Origin of the sequence: Streptomyces sparsogenes (assembly GCF_001704635.1) — a bacterium.
Lineage (GTDB): Bacteria > Actinomycetota > Actinomycetes > Streptomycetales > Streptomycetaceae > Streptomyces > Streptomyces sparsogenes.
On record NZ_MAXF01000031.1, the window covers coordinates 78,252 to 93,085 of the forward strand.

The following is a 14,834-nucleotide window of genomic DNA, read 5'->3' on the forward strand; positions in this document are numbered from 1 at the left end:
AGAGAGAACAGCCATGCACTCCGACCCTTCCACCCCCTGGGAGCGGCAGTTCGAGGAGCTGGTCCTCGGTGTCCTCCCGCGCCACTCCCGCCACGCGCCGCTCGACCCCGCCCTCGACCTGAAGGCGGCCGGGCTCGACTCCATGGCCACCGTGGAACTCCTGGTCCGCCTGGAGGAGGCGTACGGCGTGGACTTCCCCGACTCCGTGCTGAGCGGGGAGACCTTCGCCACCCCCGCCGCGCTGTGGCGTGTCCTCACCACCCAGCGCGCCACCGCCGCTCCCGTTTCCGGCGAGGAGGAGGCCCCATGCGCGTCCTGATGACGACCACCCCCTCGCCGTCCCACCTCGCCCCGATGATCCCGCTCGCCTGGGCGCTGCGGGCCGCCGGCCACGACGTGCTGGTGATGGGCCAGCCCGACATCCAGAGGACGGCCCACTCGGCCGGGCTGAACAGCGTCAGCGTCGGCGCCCCGTACCACGGCAACGACTCCGTCCTGCCCTATCTGCCCCCGGGCGTCCGGCCCCTGCAGGTCCTGGGCCGGAACAACCGGGAGGTCCTGCCCGGCGCCGCCAAGGTGTACGCCACCCACGCCCGCTACATGATCCACGCCTATCTGGAGGTGGCCCGCGCGTGGCGGCCGGATCTGGTGGTGGGCGAGCAGTTCGACTACACCTCGCTGATGATCGGCGGCGCCCTGGGCGTCCCGGCCGTGCACCACCGCTGGGGCGTTGACCCGCTGACCGGCCCGGCCCGGCCGATCGCCGCCATCTTCCTGGACGGGCTGTGCCGCCGGCTCGGCATGGACGGCCTGCCGGAGCCGCACGCCGTCCTCGACCCCTGCCCGCCCGCGCTCCAGGCCCCGGACGCCGCGCCCGGCACCCCGATCCGCTTCGTGCCCTTCAACGGCGCCGGCACCAGGCCGGACTGGGTCACCGAGCGGCCCGCCGCCCGGCGGGTCTGCGTCACCCTGGGCCGGCAGACCCTGGTGACCAACGGGCTGCCGCTGTTGCGCCATGTGATCGAGGCCTTCGACGGCCTGCGGGACGAGGGCGGCGCGGAAGTCGAGGCCGTGGTGACCGTCGACTCCCGCTTCCGGGACCAGGTGGGCACGGTGCCCCCGGCCGTACGCCTCGTCGACCCCACCCCGCTCAACCTGTTCCTCCACACCTGTGACGCGGTCGTCCACCACGGCGGCTGCGGCAGCGCGATGACGGCGACCGCGGCCGGTCTGCCCCAGCTCGTCCTGCCCCAACTCCTGGACCAGTTCACCGTCGGCGACGCGCTGGCGGACGCGGGGGCCGGGATCGGCCTCGACACCGCGGCGGCGCAGGACGACCCGGAGCAGGTGCGCGCCGCGGTGACCGCCCTGCTCACCGACGAGGCATACCGCAGCGCCGCCGACCGTCTCGCCGAGGCCGTACGGGACATGCCCTCGCCCGCGCGGGTGGCCTCCGACCTGGAACAGCTCGTCGCCACCGGCCAGTCCCCCGCCGGGGCCCCGGCCCTGGCCGCCGCCTCATGAGCCCGGAGCCCGACCCGCCTGCAAAGCCCGGCCAGCCCGCCAACCCCGCCCCGCCCGCAAAGCCCGGCCAGCCCGCCGTGCCCGACCCGCCCGCCACGTCCGACCCGCCCGCAAGGCCCGACCCGCCGCTCATGTCCGAGGGGCAGATCCAGCTGTTCTCGCTGGGCGCCCTGCTGACCATGCTGCTCTCGCTGCTCGACGAGAACATCGTGGCCAGCGCCGCCTGGCCGATCGCCCGGGACCTGGACCCGGGCGGCGGCGTCGGCGCCATCCCGTGGCTGGTCACCGCCTACGCGCTGGCCGCCACCGCGTCCCAGCCGCTGTACGGGAAGCTCAGCGACACGCTCGGCCCCCGCCGGGTCTACCTCTGCTCCGTCCTGCTCTTCCTCCTCGGCTCGGCGCTGTGCGGAACCGCCCCCCACATGGGCGAGTTGATCGCCTTCCGGGCCCTCCAGGGGCTGGGCGGCGGCGGGCTGATGAGCCTGACGCTGATCATCCTCGCCACCGTCTACCCGCCCCGGCAGGGCAGCGGCGGCGGGGGCATGGGCATGGGCGGGGGTCTGGTGGCGCTCGGCATCCTCGCCGGCCCCCTGTTCGGCGGCTTCCTGACCCAACACCTGTCCTGGCGCTGGATCTTCTACGTCAACCTGCCGCTGGGCGCCGTGTCCGTCGCCATCACCCTGGCCACCCTGCGGCTGCCGCGCGGCACCACCGGCCACCGCGTGGATGTGACGGGCGCCGCGCTGGTCACGGCGGGCGCCACCGGGGCGCTGCTGCTGGCCGAGTGGGGCGGGTCGCGCTACGCCTGGTCCTCCGCGCCGGTCCTCGCGCTGGGCGTGGCGAGCGCCGCGCTGCTGGCCCTGTTCTGCTGGTGGGAGACGCGGGTGGCGGAGCCGATCCTGCCCATGGCGCTGTTCCGCGACCCGGTCTTCCGGATCGCCGCCCCGCTGCAGTTCCTCGGCGGTTTCGCGGTGCTGGCCGCGCCGCTGTTCATCGTCGCCTATCTGCAGATCGCCCGCGGTGTGCCGGCGGACGAGGCGGGGCTGCGGCTGGCGCCGGTGGCCGCGGGCGTGATGGTCGTCATGGGCGTGTCCGGGCTGGTGATCACCCGCCTCGGCCGCTACAAACCGGTGCTGGTCGTGAACACGGGCGTCGCCGCGCTCGCCCTCGCCCTGTTCTCCACGGTCGACTCCCGCACCCCGGACCTGACGCTGGGGCTGCTGCTGGTGCTGCTCGGCGTCGGGCTCGGCGGGGTCGTGCAGGTCGTGCTCCAGACGGCCCAGGCCGCCGCGCCGCCCGGCAGCCTCGGCGTCGTCACCACCGGCACCCGCTTCTTCCTGATGCTCGGCAAGGCGTGCGGCGCCGCCGTGCTCGGCGCCGTCCTGGACCACCGCTCCGGCGAGGACCCGGGGACGGCCCACGGGGTGCACGCCTACGTCCTGGCCACCGACACCGTGTTCCGCTGCGCCGCCGGGGTGATGCTGGCCGGCCTCGTGCTCGCGCTCCTCATCCCGGACGTGCGGCTGACCGCCGCCGGCCCGCGGACGGCCGCCCCCCGCACCTCCCCCGCAGACGCCCCGCAACCGTCCACCTGAGGAGACCAGATGCGCGTGATGATGATGTCCACCCCCGTGTCCTCCCACTTCTCGCCGCTGGTGCCGCTGGCCTGGGCGCTGCGCGGCGCCGGACACGAGGTCCTGGTGGCCGGTCAGCCGGATGTGATGGGCCCGGCCCGGGCGGCGGGGCTGAGCGCGGTGAGCATCGGCGACTGGTTCCACGTGGACGACCTGCTGCTCGGCGGCCTCCCGGAGGGGAAGCGGCTCATCGAGTCGCTGGGCCGCCCGGCGTCGGAGCAGGTGGCCGGCGCGGCCCGGATGTGGATGGTGCACACCAAGTACCTGCTGCCGGACTACCTCGACTTCGCCCGCGCCTACCGCCCCCAGCTCATCGTCTCCGACCTGCTGGAATACACCGCGCCGATCCTCGGCGCGGTGCTGGGCGTGCCGGTGGCGCACCACCGCTGGGGCGTCGATCCGTACACCCGCCCCGCGCGCCCCGCGGCCCGTCTGGCCCTCCAGGGCGTGTGCGAGCGGCTCGGCCTGGACGGGCTGCCCGACCCGACCGTGCTGCTCGACCCCTGCCCGCCCGCGCTCCAGCTCCCGACGGCGGAGCCGGGCACCCCGATCCGGTACGTGCCCGCGGGCGTCGGCGGCCCCATGCCGGACTGGCTGCGGGAGGAGGGCGACGGGGGGGCGGACTCCGGGCGCCGGCGGGTGGCCGTGTCCATGGGGCTGCGCACCCTCGTCCTCAACGGTGTCCCGCATCTGCGGCGGGTGTTGCGGGCCTTCGAGGGGCTGCCGGACCTGGAGGCGGTGGCGACCGTGGAGCCGGAGTACCGCGAGGAGCTTGGCCCGGTCCCGGACAACGTACGGATCATCGACCCCACCCCGCTGCACCTGCTCCTCGGCAGCTGTGCGGCGGTGATCCACCACGGCGGGGCGGGCACCGCGCTCACCTCCTCGGCCTTCGGCCTGCCGCAGCTCGTCCTGCCGCAACTGGCCTGCATGTTCGCCACCGGAGACCGGCTGGCGGCGGCCGGCGCGGGCATCACCCTTGACGACGCGGCCCGCCAGGACGACCCCGAGGTGCTGCGCGAGGCCCTGACCACGCTGCTGTCCGGGCCCGGCTACGCCAAGGCGGCCGGGGAGCTGCGGGAGGACATGGAGCGGATGCCCGCGCCCTCGCGGGTCGTCGCCGACCTGGAGCGGCTGGCGGCGCAGCCGGTGTGAGGGGCGGCCAGGTGCGAGGGGCGCACACGAGAGGGCCGGCCCCGCCGGGGGTCGGCCCTCTCGTGTGCGCCACTTCTCTCAACCGCTCACGCCGCTCTGCCCGACGCTCACGCCACTCCGTCCGCCGCTTATGCCGCGCGGCTGGCCGCGCCCTCCATGGAGGCCTCCGCGATCACCTCGTAGAGCTCGTCGTCCGGTCCCGCTCCGGCCTCCGCCGCCTCCGCGTCCCGCAGCCGCACCAGGCTCACCCGGCCGCCCTCGCGGCGGTCGGAGGCAATGACCGAGCCGGACACGAAGCCCTCGCGGCGGGAGGCGGCGTCGAGCCGGGCCAGCAGCTCCTCCTCCGTCGCCTCGCCCGGCTCGTGGGACGCCACCACGCAGTACTGCCCGACCCCGTCGCCTTCCGCCGCGCCCGCCGCCGCGAGCACCGGCCCGTGGTCGTTGACGAGGTCGGCGAGCTCCATCAGCCCGGCGGCCGTGAGCAGGAGGAAGTCCGGGACCATGACGGCGGCCTTGTACGCGGAGTTGTCCCGCCACTCGGTGACGATGACATGCCGGTCCGGGTGGTCGGGCGAGCGCAGCAGCGAGGTGCGCAGAAAGCCGTGCTGGGTCGTCATGTACTCGCGGTAGCCGTCGAACGCCTCCTCGAAGGCCGCGGTGTCCTGCTTGTGCCTGTCGGTGAGCTGGAAGCGGGCGACCACCGTCACGGGCGCGGGGCCGTGCTGCTTCTCCGGCATGGGTTGACCCTTTCGTCTGCCTGGTCTGCGCCGTCCGAGATACGGATCGACGGATTGCCGTACGCGATGCGGTGAAGGACCTTGCGGTACAGGGGGGTGTGGCGCAGCACCCGGGCGAGCCGGGGGCGCACCCGGGTGGCGAGCGCGCCCTGCGAGAGCATGGCCTTGCTCTGCAGGGTCTGCAGCCTCATGACGGCCGCGATGTCGGGGGCCCGCCGCTCCTCGAAGGCGGCGAGCCGCGCCGCGCCGGTGTCGCCCGCGGCCAGCGCCCCGGTCAGCACCGGGTGCAGCACCACCGCGTCCTGGACGGCGAGGTTGATGCCCTGGGCGCCGATCGGGCTGTGGGTGTGGGCGGCGTCGCCGATCAGCACCAGCCCGTCGTCGGCCCACCGCTCGGCCCGCGAGGAGAAGACGTCCAGCAGGCTGAGGTCGCGCTGCGAGCGGATCTGTTCGCGGATGAGGGGGGCGTACGGCGGCACGGCGCGGCAGAGCTGCTCCCTGACGTGGTCCAGACCCCGCCCGGCGATCTCGCGGTAGCCCTGGTGCGGCAGGGTCCAGCCGATCTGGATGCGGTCGGGCCACGAGGCGTAGACGAGCACGGGGCTGCCGCCGGCCCGGAACACCCGCACATCGCGCGGCGGCCCGCCCCCCGGCCCTCCCCCGGCGGGCCCGCCCGCCGCGAGCTTGAACCACAGCACGTCGTGGTCGAAGGCCTCGGTGCGCCCGGCCCCGATCCCCGCCAGCCGGCGGACCCGCGAATAGCGGCCGTCCGCGCCGACGACCACCCGCGCCCGTACGGTGCACGGGCCCGCCGGCCCGGCGGCGGTGACGCCGGCGACGCGCCCCTCCCGGCGCACCAGGCCGCCCACCCGGCGCCCGTCCAGCCACCGGAAGCCGGCGAACGGGCGGCAGTGGTCGAGCAGTTCGTCGAGCACATGGGCCTGCGGGATGCTCAGCAGGTGGTCGTACGGCGCGGGCAGCAGCCGGTAGTCGGCCTCCAGCAGCACCCGGTCGCCCTCGACCAGGCGGAACCTGTCGTGCTCGTGTCCGCCGCGCGCCCGGGCCCCGGCCAGCACGCCGAGCTCGTCCAGCAGCGCCATCGCGCCGGGTTGCAGGATCTCGCCGCGGAACTCCCGGTGGTGGGCGCGGGTGCGCTCCACCACCGTGACCCGGGCCCCGGACCGCAGCATCAGCAGCGCCAGGACCAGCCCCGCCGGTCCGCCGCCGACCACGCACACATCGGTGTCGTACTCCTCCTGCGCCACCCTCGCTCCCCTCCCGGTCGCCGACGTTCCCCTTACGCGCGCGGGTCCCTTACGCGCGCAGGCCCCTCACGCGCGCAGGCTCCTTACGCGCGCAGGCTCAGACCGCCGTCGGCGGTGATCACCTGGCCCTGGATCCAGCCCGCCTCGGCCGTGCACAGCAGGGCCACCACATCGGCCACGTCGCGCGGCGTGGTGAGCCGGCCGCCGGGGGTGCGCGCCGCGAGCGCCGCGGCGGTGGCCGGGTCGGGGGTGTCCGGGCCCTTGTCGAGCTTGGCGGTGGCGACCGCGTTGACCGCGATCCGGCGGCCCGCCAGCTCCACCGCGAGATAGCCCACCAGGCTCTCCAGCGCCGCCTTGGCGATCCCGGGGCCGACGTAGCGCGGCACGGCCCGGTGGGCCCCGCTGCTGGACACGGCGACGATCCGGCCGGGTCCGCCGGCCATGAGGTCGGCGATCGCGGGGGCGCCGTACAGCAGCGGGTCGAGGGCCGCCGACATATCGGCCCGTACGTCGTCGGGGCGGGCCCCGACGGCCGGCATGGGGTGCCAGGAGGCGGCGCTGTGCACGAAGATGTCCAGCCTGCCGTACTGGTCGCGCACCGCGGCCAGCAGGGCGTGGAGCTGCTCGGGGCGGGTCACGTCGGCCCGCCGGGCGACGGCGCCGCCCCCCAGCCCTGACAGGTCGCGCAGCGCGCGTGCGGCGTCGGCGTCGCTGTGCGCGTAGTCGAGGATCACCTGGGCGCCCGCGGTGGCCAGCTTGCGGGCCACCGCGAAGCCGACCCCGCGCGTCGCCCCCGTCACCAGCGCGACCTTCCCGTCGAGCCCCAGGGTGTCGGGGCGCGCCGGCTCGGTCGGCTCAGCCGCCCCGGCCGGCTCCGCCCGCTCGGCCTGTTCGCCCCGCTCGGCCTGCTCGGCCGTCTCAACCGACACGGTCCGCCGCCTCGGGGCTCGGGGCGTCGACGCCGGCCGCCCGGGCGGCGAGGTGTACGGCGCGCTCGGCCGTTCCGGTGGCCGGGGCGTCGGCGCGGGAGGCCCGCCAGGCGTCCGTGTCCGACCACCAGGTGACGAAGGTGTAGTGGCCGGGCCTGGTCAGCGACCGGCTGAGGTCGGCGTGGCGAAAGCCCGGCCGCGCCGCCAGGGCACGCGCGTACTCCCGGTAGGACGCGTCGAAGGCGTCCAGGCTCGTCTCCTCCACACCGAGCCGCTCGACCACCACCACCGGCGCGCCCTCCGCGACATCGCGGCCCGCCCGCAGCACGTTGCGGGACGGGTCGGCCGCCACGTCCACCAGCTCGTGGAACTCCTTGGCGTGCGACTGGAACACCTCGCTGCCCCGCACCCGCTGGAACGCCTCGGGCGAGCGCCACCGGCCGAGGTTGACGTACACCCCGGGGCGCTCCACCAGCCGCACCGCCTGGTGCGAGTCGAAGCCCTCCTGGGCGCGCATCCAGGCCACATGGTCGAGGAAGCGCCGCTCGAACTCGGCGGCCAGGCCGGGCTCCTTGAGCGTGAAGGTGTTGATGACGGTGAACAGGCCGGTCGGGTGGTCCGGCGCGCCGGGTGACGACATGGCGGTACGGCCTTCCTGAGGGGCTCGGGTGGGGACGGGGACGTGCGGCGCGAGGCGGGCGACGAGGTCGTCGCGCAGGGCGCGGCGCGACACCTTGCCGCCCGCGTTGCGCGGGATGGCGTCCACCACCTCGATGTGGTGGAGCCGCTGGTAGTACGGGAGTCGCTGGGCCACGGCGGCCGCCACGGCCTCCGCGACCCGCTCGCCCGCGCCCGGCCGGAGCACCACCAGCGCGGCGGGGACCGCGCCCCGCGCCGGGTCCGGCAGGCCGAGGACCACGGCCTCCCGGACCGGCTCCTGGCCGAGCAGGACCTGCTCGATCTCCGTGGGCGCGACGAGGAAGTTGTCGCATTTGAACGTGTCGCCGAGCCGGTCGATCAGGAACAGCCGCCCCTCCTCGTCGATCCGGCCCACGTCGCCGGTGGAGAACCAGCCGCCGTCCTCGAGGCCGGTGCCGTCCGGGCCGCCGAGGTAGCCCTTCATCACCTGCGGGCCGCGCACCTGCACCTCCCCCACCGCGCCGGGCGCCACCACCGTGCGGCGCTCGACGTCCACGACCCGGCACTCGGTCCCGGCCACCGGGCGGCCCACCGAGCCGGGCACCGGGCGGGCGGGGTCGTCGCTGTGGGTCAGCGGGGAGGTCTCGGCGAGCCCGTACCCCTGGAAGACCGGCACCTCGAACCGCTCGGCGAGCCGCGCCGCGTCCCGCACCGACAGCGCCGAGCCGCCCGACGCGATCTGGCGCACGGTCGTCAGCGTCATTCCGTCCAGGGCGGGGTCGGTGGCGAGCCGGGCGAGGCGGACCGGGAGGCTGTAGAAGTGGGTGGCGGAGTGCCGGTTGGCCGCCGCGACCGCGTCGCGCGGCTCGGGCGCGGCGCACAACACCTGGGTGGCGCCCGCGCACACGGCCGAGTTGAGGTGCATGGGGTGGTAGGTGGGCAGGTGGTTGAGGGTGACGGAGCGGCCGCCGACGCGGTGTGCCTCGGCGGTCTGCGCCGCGTTGACGACCAGGTTGCGATGGGTGAGCCGGACGGCCTTGGGCAGCCCCGTCGTACCGCTGGTGAACTGGACGCACACCACGTCGTCGGGCCCTGCCGCACGGTGCGGCCGGACGAGCGTCCTGGTGCCCAGGACGTCGTCCAGGCGGGGCACGCCGGGGTGCTCGTCCGGGGCGACCGGGCCGATCAGCACCGCCTCGCGCAGGGCGGGCAGCCGGTCGCGCACCGCCGCGAGCCGCGCGTACAGCCCGGCGTCCACGAACGCCAGCCGCGCCCCGCTCACCGACAGGGTGTGCACCAGCGCGTCCTCGCCCAGCAGCGGGTTGACCACCGCCACCACGTGTCCGCCGCGCGCGGCCGCGTAGTAGGCCACGGCGAAGTCGGGGTGCAGCACGGCGGCGACCGCGACCACCGCCTTCCCCCGCCCCGGCAGCGCGCGGTGGATCGCGTACGCGGTGCGCGAGATCCGCAGGTCGAAGCCGGCGAAGTCCAGCGTCCGCCGGCGGCGGCCCGGGGCCTGGCCGCCCCACACCAGCGCGGTCCGCGCGGGGTGGGCCCGGGCCGCCTCGGCCGGCAGCCCGTCCAGCCGCACGGCCGTGCCGCTCCGCTCACCCACGGGCCGTCGCCTCCGCGAACTCCCGCGCGTGGCGCAGCGTCGTGGTGCTGTTGGCGCTCAGCGCGCGCTGCACATACGTCCGGGCGTCGGCGACCGTCCGGCCCGGGCCGAGGACCCGCTCCACCGCCCCGGGGTCGAGGATCACGGTGTGCCGGGAGGTGACGGCCGCGCCGTCGCCCGCCGGGGTGATCGTCCAGCTTCCGGTGTGCGCGGTCATCAGGGCGGGCACGGTGGTCTGCTTGTAGACGATGCGGTCGGGGGCGAAGCAGACCCGCACGGACTCGGTGGTGTGCACGGATCCGTCGGCCGTGCGGGTGTCCATCGCCATCACCTGGACGCGCGGCTCACCGCCCCCGCCCGTGTCCCGACCGGCCGTGTCCCGACCGCCCGTGTTCTGGCCTGCCGGGTCCTCCTTGAGGTCGAGCCGGGACACATGAGGCAGCCGCTCGGGCCACAGGTCGGCGCGGTACAGGTAGTCGTACACCAGCGCGGGGTCACCGGTGGTGAACACCGTGTCCTCGAAGGAGAACTCCAACTCGCCGAGACTGTCGCCGAGTTCCGCCAGGGCCTTGACCGCCGCCAGCTCGGACTCGCTGTTGCGGTCCACCGCCGAGGTGATCCAGCGGACGCCCGCCGGGTCGTCGTCGACCGCCCGGAAGTCGTGGCGCAGCTCCAGCCGGGAGACGTGGTCCCCGTGGGACGTGACGGTCCACTCGCCGCCCATGGCCGCCACCGGTGGCGCGGACAGCTCCTGCCGGAAGGTGACGCGCAGCCCGTGGGGGTCCAGCTCGCGGCGCGACGTCCAGCTCTTGACCTCGCCGCCGGCGGTGGCCCAGATCCGGATCCGCTCGGCGCCGGGCGTCCGCTCCAGGTGTTCGACGTGCACATTGGGGGCGAAGCGCTGGGGCCAGTCGGCGACGTCCGCGATGATGCCGTACACCGTGCGGGCCGGGGCCAGCACGGTGATGCCGTGGGTGGTCAGGTAGGTGTCGGTGGTGGTCACGGGGGGCGCTCCCTCAGTAATTGCCCAGTCCGCCGCAGACGTTGAGCGCCTGGGCGGTGATGGACGCGGCGGTGTCGGTGACCAGATAGCCGACCAGGCCCGCCACCTCGTCGGGGGTGGAGTAGCGGCCGAGCGGGATCTTGGCCTGGAAGCGCTCGAGGATCGCCTGCTCGGTGGTGTCGTACACCGCCGCGTACCCCTGGCGGACCCGCTCGGCCATCGGCGTCTCGACGTATCCGGGGCAGACCGCGTTGACCGTGATGCCGGTCTTGGCCAGCTCCAGGCCGACCGCCTTGGTGAAGCCGACCACGCCGTGCTTGGAGGCCGAGTACGGGGCGCCGAGCACCACGCCCTGCTTGCCTCCGGTGGAGGCGATGTTGACGATCCGGCCCCAGCCGCGCTCCCGCATCCCGCCCTCGGCGAGCACCTCGCGGGTGGTGAGGAAGACGCTGTTGAGGTTGGTGTCGATCACGTCGTACCACAGCTCGTCGGCCAGCCCGGAGGTCTCCCCGCCGCCGCTGCGCCCCGCGTTGTTGACCAGGACGTCGACCCGGCCGAACCGCCCGGTGGCGGCCGCCACCAGCGCGCGCACGTCCTTCCGCTTCGACACGTCGGCGGCGACGCCCCCGGCCTCGTGGCCCGCGGCCCGCAGCTCCTTGACGGTCATCTCCACGGCCTCGGCGGTCCGGGCGCAGATGAAGACCGCGAAGCCGGCCGCCGCCAGGCCCCGCGCCACCGCGAGACCGATTCCGCTCGTGCCCCCCGTGACCAGCGCCACCCGCCGCTCATCGCTCGCCATGCGCGTCCTCCTCCGGTGCGTCGTCTGCACCGAGAGTGGCCGGGGGCTCTCGATCCTCGATCGCACGGCGGTCGAGCGGTCCGTTCGACCGCCCGTCAAGGGGCGTACGAGGGGGCGCGGCGACGCTGCCGTAGGACACCCACGCGAGCGAGAGAGGGACCGCCATGACCGTCGCGGCACACCCCGCCACCACACCGGCCGACCCGGCCGGCCCTGCCCGCATGGCCGGCCCCGGCGGCCTCGCCGAGCTGTACGCGGAGATCCAGCAGTTCTACGCCCGCCAGATGCGGTTGCTCGACGACGGCGAGGCCGAGGCCTGGGCCGAGACCTTCGCCGAGGACGGCGTCTTCGCCGCCAACGCCCACCCCGAGCCGTTCACCGGCCGGGCCGCCATCGCCGCCGGCGCCCGCCGGGCCACCGACGACTTCGCCGCGCGCGGCATCCGGCGCCGCCACTGGCTGGGCATGCTCTCGCTGGAACCGAAGGACGAGCACACCGTCCTCGTCCGCTCGTACGCCCAGGTCATCGAGACCCCGCGCGCGGGGCAGCCGGTCCTGCGGGCGTCCACCGGCTGCGCGGACCTGCTGGTGCGGCGGGACGGCCGGTGGCTGGTGCTTGACCGCCGGATCCACCGCGACGACCTGGGCTGATCCCGTGCGGGTGCTGTTCGCCACCTGGGCCGAGCCGGGCCATCTGTACAGCCTGGTGCCGCTGGCCTGGGCCTGCCGGGCCGCCGGGCACGAGGTGCGGCTCGCCGCGCCGCCCTCCTGCATGGCCTCGGCGGCCCGCGCCGGGCTGGCCGGGGTGCCCGTCGGCCGGGACGTGGCCGTGGAGCAGATTAGGAACCGCGCGGACCTGGCGGCCTGGCGCCGGCCCGGCCGCTGGCCCGAGGGCTGGGCCTCGCGGCCCGGGCTGCTGGACGAGGGCCGGCGCGCGGTGCTCCGCGCGCTGGCCGACAAGCAGTTCGCGGTCGCGGACGCGATGGCCGGCGACCTCCTCGCCTTCGCCCGCCGCTGGCGGCCCGATGTGGTCGTGCACGACGCGCTGTGCTTCGCGGGCACGGTGGCCGCCGCCGCGCTCGGCGTCCCCGCGTACGGGCACGGCTGGGGCACGGCCACCGTCATGCGGGTGGAACACCACGAGCTGGGCGCCCGCCCGCTGCCGGGCTACCCCCGGCTGTTCGAGCGCCACGGCGTGCCCCCGCGCTCCGGCCCGACCGCCTGGTTCGACCCCTGCCCGCCCGCGCTGCGGCTCCCCGACCCGGCGCCCCGGCCCCGGATCGGGGTGCGCTACGTCCCGTACAACGGCCCGGGGGACGTGCCGCGCTGGGTGGTGGAGGAGCGCGCCCGGCCGCGGGTGTGCGTCACGGCGGGGGTCTCCGGGCAGAAGGTGCGCCCCGGCGCCCTGCCGCCCCTGCTGGCCCACACCGCCCGCGCCCTGGCCGGCCGGGGCCTGGACGTGGTGCTGGCCATCGGCGCCGACCAGGCGCGGACGCTGAGCGCGGCCCCGGAGAAGGCGCGCGTGGCCGTGGGCCTGCCCATGTCCGAGCTGCTGCCCACCTGCGCGGCCGTCGTCCACCACGGCGGCTCGGGCACCGGACTGACCGCCGCCGCGGCCGGGACCCCGCAGCTGGTGCTGCCCCAGATCCCGGTCACCGCCGAGATCGGCGAACGGCTCCACCACCAGGGCGCCGGGCTCCTGCTGCCCCCCACGCTCCAGGACGACCCGGCCGCCGTCGGCGAGGCGGTCGAGGCCCTGCTGGACGACCCCCGCCACGCCGACGCCGCCGCGCGTCTCCGTACGGACCTGCTGCGCATGCCCTCCCCGGCCGAGCGGGTCGCGGTCCTGGAGCAGGCGGCCGCCCGGCGCTGAGCCCCCGGCCCCGCCGCCCGCCCCGCCCGGGCAAGGGCGGGAGCGGGCGGCGGCATGCGCCCGTACGCAGCGGCGGTCAGGCGGCGCGCGCCCCCGGGGCCCGCGCGGAGGCGGCGCGCGACGCGGCGAGTTCCTCCAGCTCGGGGACCACCTCGGCCGGGGCCGGCATGGCGGCCATCTCCTCGCGCGCCCGGCCCGCCGCCGCCCCGTAGGACGGGTCGTCCAGCAGCTCGCGCAGCGCCGTGCGGATCGCCTCGGGGTCCCGCTGCCCGCCGGGGTCGAGCGAGCGGCCGGCGCCGCAGGCCGCGATCCGCTCGCCGTAGACGCCGAGGCTGGGCAGCGGCGGGGCCAGGACGAGCTGCGGCAGGCCGCGGTGCAGGGCCGTCAGCCCGGTGCCGGACCCGCCGTGGTGGACCAGGGCCGTGCAGCGCGTCAGGAGCTGCGACAGCGGGGCGGGCTCGATGACGCGCACATGGGCCGGCAGCGGGCCCAGCTCCTCGGCGCGCCCCCGGGGCAGGGTGAACACCCCCCGCACCCCCTCCAGCCCCTCGAACGCCCGGGCCGTCGCCGCCAGGGCGGCCGTCCCCGCCTCCTCGATCGTCCGGGAGCTGAAGGACACGCATATGGTCCGCCGCTCCGGCGAGCGCCCCGGGCCCCACGCGGGGTGGCTGCCGGGGCCGTTGTACGGCACGAAACGCACCGGGCGGGCCGGGGCGGCCCGGGGGTGGCGCAGCAGCGGCGGGCAGGGGTCGAGCAGCAGATCGGGGTCGGGCAGCAGCCCCCCGGGGGTCCCCGCGCGCTCGCACACGGACCGCAGCGCGGCGCGGGCGGGGACGCGGGCGAGGGTGGTCAGGACGTCGGTGCCCCAGCGGTGGACGACCGACGGCACGCCCAGCGCGCCGGCGACGATCGGGCCGCAGAACTCCACCGGGTCGGACAGCACCAGGTGGGGGCGCCACTCGCGGGCGAACCTCAGATATCCGTCGATCACCCGGCCGACCCGGGCCCGCCAGCGGACCGCGAGCGCGTCCCAGTCGGGCTCCCACACCGCCGCGGGCGCCCCCGGCGTGCGCCGGGCCGGGGCGGGGGGCGGAGCGTCGGCGGGCAGCGGCCCCGCCTCGACGGGGAAGGTGTGCAGACCGGCGGAGCGGGCCGCGGCCACGGCCCCGGGCTCCCCGGCGCACAGCACCTCGTGGCCCGCGCCGGCCAGCGCCCAGGCCAGGGGGACGAGCGGCAGCAGATGGCTGCCGACCGGGGTGACGACGATCAGTACACGCACGACGCGCCCCCTACGCCTGGGCGGGCCGGGTGCGCGCCTCGGTCAGGCCCGCGTTGACGTACCGCAGCAGCAGCCGGGGCGTGGCGGCCTCGGCGACCGTGTCGTCGGCCAGCAGCACGCCGTACTCGCGCTCGATGCGGCCCACGGTCTGCAGGACCGCGAGGGAGTCGTAGTTGAGGTCGGTGAAGGGGGTGTCGAGCACATCGCCGTCCAGGTCGACGGTCTCGTCCTCGCCGGCGCACTCGCGCAGCAGGGTGGTCAGCTCGGACAGCGTCATGCGGGTCGTCCGTGTCATGTCGTCGTGCCTTCCTTCATGGGCTGTTCATGGGCTGCGGTCAGGGGCCGGCCGGTGGGGGCAGTGGGCCGGTCAGCGGGGACAGTGG

14 protein-coding genes are annotated in these 14,834 nt (G+C 76.1%); 6 read left to right on the forward strand and 8 right to left on the reverse strand.

Annotation, left to right across the window (positions count from 1 at the left end):
* The first annotated feature begins 13 nt into the window (after positions 1–13).
* The 4 genes from BBH68_RS06770 to BBH68_RS06785 are packed head-to-tail and all read left to right on the forward strand — an operon-like array spanning position 14 to position 4,313.
* Entirely contained in the window at positions 14–319 is a 306-nt protein-coding gene (locus BBH68_RS06770) for a phosphopantetheine-binding protein (RefSeq protein ID WP_065959700.1), read from the forward strand.
* Positions 307–1,524, forward strand: coding sequence for a nucleotide disphospho-sugar-binding domain-containing protein (locus BBH68_RS06775; RefSeq protein WP_065959701.1), 1,218 nt, complete (start codon positions 307–309; stop codon positions 1,522–1,524). Before BBH68_RS06770 ends, BBH68_RS06775 begins: the two co-directional genes overlap by 13 nt.
* The gene (locus BBH68_RS06780) at positions 1,521–3,119 is read left to right on the forward strand and encodes an MFS transporter (protein WP_141712960.1); all 1,599 of its coding nucleotides are present in this window, start codon (positions 1,521–1,523) and stop codon (positions 3,117–3,119) included. Before BBH68_RS06775 ends, BBH68_RS06780 begins: the two co-directional genes overlap by 4 nt.
* Positions 3,120–3,128: 9 nt before the next feature.
* Positions 3,129–4,313 carry a nucleotide disphospho-sugar-binding domain-containing protein gene (locus BBH68_RS06785; RefSeq protein WP_065959704.1) on the forward strand — a complete coding sequence of 395 codons (1,185 nt, stop codon included), beginning with the start codon at positions 3,129–3,131 and terminating at the stop codon, positions 4,311–4,313.
* Between the two features lie 128 nt (positions 4,314–4,441).
* Here BBH68_RS06785 and BBH68_RS06790 read toward each other — a convergent pair whose 3' ends face one another.
* The 6 genes from BBH68_RS06790 to BBH68_RS06815 all read right to left on the reverse strand — a co-directional run bounded on the left by BBH68_RS06790 (position 4,442) and on the right by BBH68_RS06815 (position 11,300).
* Complete coding sequence (locus BBH68_RS06790; RefSeq protein WP_065959706.1) at positions 4,442–5,050, reverse strand: antibiotic biosynthesis monooxygenase family protein; 609 nt, start codon at positions 5,048–5,050, stop codon at positions 4,442–4,444.
* Positions 5,017–6,315 (reverse strand): FAD-dependent monooxygenase, encoded by a 1,299-nt coding sequence (locus tag BBH68_RS06795; RefSeq protein WP_065959707.1) that lies wholly within the window; start codon positions 6,313–6,315, stop codon positions 5,017–5,019. Before BBH68_RS06795 ends, BBH68_RS06790 begins: the two co-directional genes overlap by 34 nt.
* An 83-nt stretch (positions 6,316–6,398) precedes the next feature.
* The gene (locus BBH68_RS06800) at positions 6,399–7,244 is read right to left on the reverse strand and encodes an SDR family oxidoreductase (RefSeq protein ID WP_079150841.1); all 846 of its coding nucleotides are present in this window, start codon (positions 7,242–7,244) and stop codon (positions 6,399–6,401) included.
* Positions 7,234–9,498 carry an AMP-binding protein gene (locus BBH68_RS06805; RefSeq protein WP_065959708.1) on the reverse strand — a complete coding sequence of 755 codons (2,265 nt, stop codon included), beginning with the start codon at positions 9,496–9,498 and terminating at the stop codon, positions 7,234–7,236. Before BBH68_RS06805 ends, BBH68_RS06800 begins: the two co-directional genes overlap by 11 nt.
* Positions 9,491–10,501 (reverse strand): aromatase/cyclase, encoded by a 1,011-nt coding sequence (locus BBH68_RS06810; protein ID WP_065959709.1) that lies wholly within the window; start codon positions 10,499–10,501, stop codon positions 9,491–9,493. Before BBH68_RS06810 ends, BBH68_RS06805 begins: the two co-directional genes overlap by 8 nt.
* A 13-nt stretch (positions 10,502–10,514) precedes the next feature.
* Entirely contained in the window at positions 10,515–11,300 is a 786-nt protein-coding gene (locus BBH68_RS06815) for an SDR family NAD(P)-dependent oxidoreductase (protein WP_065959711.1), read from the reverse strand.
* Between the two features lie 164 nt (positions 11,301–11,464).
* On the opposite strand from BBH68_RS06815, the gene BBH68_RS06820 reads away from it, so the two are divergent.
* Both BBH68_RS06820 and BBH68_RS06825 read left to right on the forward strand, forming a co-directional pair.
* Positions 11,465–11,950 (forward strand): nuclear transport factor 2 family protein, encoded by a 486-nt coding sequence (locus BBH68_RS06820; protein WP_079150842.1) that lies wholly within the window; start codon positions 11,465–11,467, stop codon positions 11,948–11,950.
* Positions 11,916–13,172, forward strand: coding sequence for a nucleotide disphospho-sugar-binding domain-containing protein (locus tag BBH68_RS06825; protein ID WP_141712961.1), 1,257 nt, complete (start codon positions 11,916–11,918; stop codon positions 13,170–13,172). The genes BBH68_RS06820 and BBH68_RS06825 overlap by 35 nt, the downstream gene beginning before the upstream one ends.
* A gap of 76 nt (positions 13,173–13,248) precedes the next feature.
* Here the strand turns inward: BBH68_RS06825 and BBH68_RS06830 are convergent, their stop codons facing one another.
* Together BBH68_RS06830 and BBH68_RS06835 are read right to left on the reverse strand one after the other, a co-directional pair.
* The gene (locus BBH68_RS06830) at positions 13,249–14,451 is read right to left on the reverse strand and encodes a nucleotide disphospho-sugar-binding domain-containing protein (RefSeq protein WP_065959718.1); all 1,203 of its coding nucleotides are present in this window, start codon (positions 14,449–14,451) and stop codon (positions 13,249–13,251) included.
* Positions 14,452–14,461: 10 nt separating this feature from the next.
* A complete protein-coding gene (locus BBH68_RS06835; protein ID WP_065959722.1) occupies positions 14,462–14,746 on the reverse strand; it encodes an acyl carrier protein in 285 nt (94 codons plus the stop codon).
* Positions 14,747–14,834: the final 88 nt, after the last annotated feature.

Excerpts from the sequence above, each read along its gene's own strand:
- BBH68_RS06770 (WP_065959700.1), top strand. The coding sequence starts at position 14 with ATGCACTCCGACCCTTCCACCCCCTGGGAGCGGCAGTTCGAGGAGCTG.
- BBH68_RS06775 (WP_065959701.1), top strand. The coding sequence starts at position 307 with ATGCGCGTCCTGATGACGACCACCCCCTCGCCGTCCCACCTCGCCCCG.
- BBH68_RS06780 (WP_141712960.1), top strand. The coding sequence starts at position 1,521 with ATGAGCCCGGAGCCCGACCCGCCTGCAAAGCCCGGCCAGCCCGCCAAC.
- BBH68_RS06785 (WP_065959704.1), top strand. The coding sequence starts at position 3,129 with ATGCGCGTGATGATGATGTCCACCCCCGTGTCCTCCCACTTCTCGCCG.
- BBH68_RS06790 (WP_065959706.1), bottom strand. The coding sequence starts at position 5,050 with ATGCCGGAGAAGCAGCACGGCCCCGCGCCCGTGACGGTGGTCGCCCGC.
- BBH68_RS06815 (WP_065959711.1), bottom strand. The coding sequence starts at position 11,300 with ATGGCGAGCGATGAGCGGCGGGTGGCGCTGGTCACGGGGGGCACGAGC.
- BBH68_RS06820 (WP_079150842.1), top strand. The coding sequence starts at position 11,465 with ATGACCGTCGCGGCACACCCCGCCACCACACCGGCCGACCCGGCCGGC.
- BBH68_RS06835 (WP_065959722.1), bottom strand. The coding sequence starts at position 14,746 with ATGACACGGACGACCCGCATGACGCTGTCCGAGCTGACCACCCTGCTG.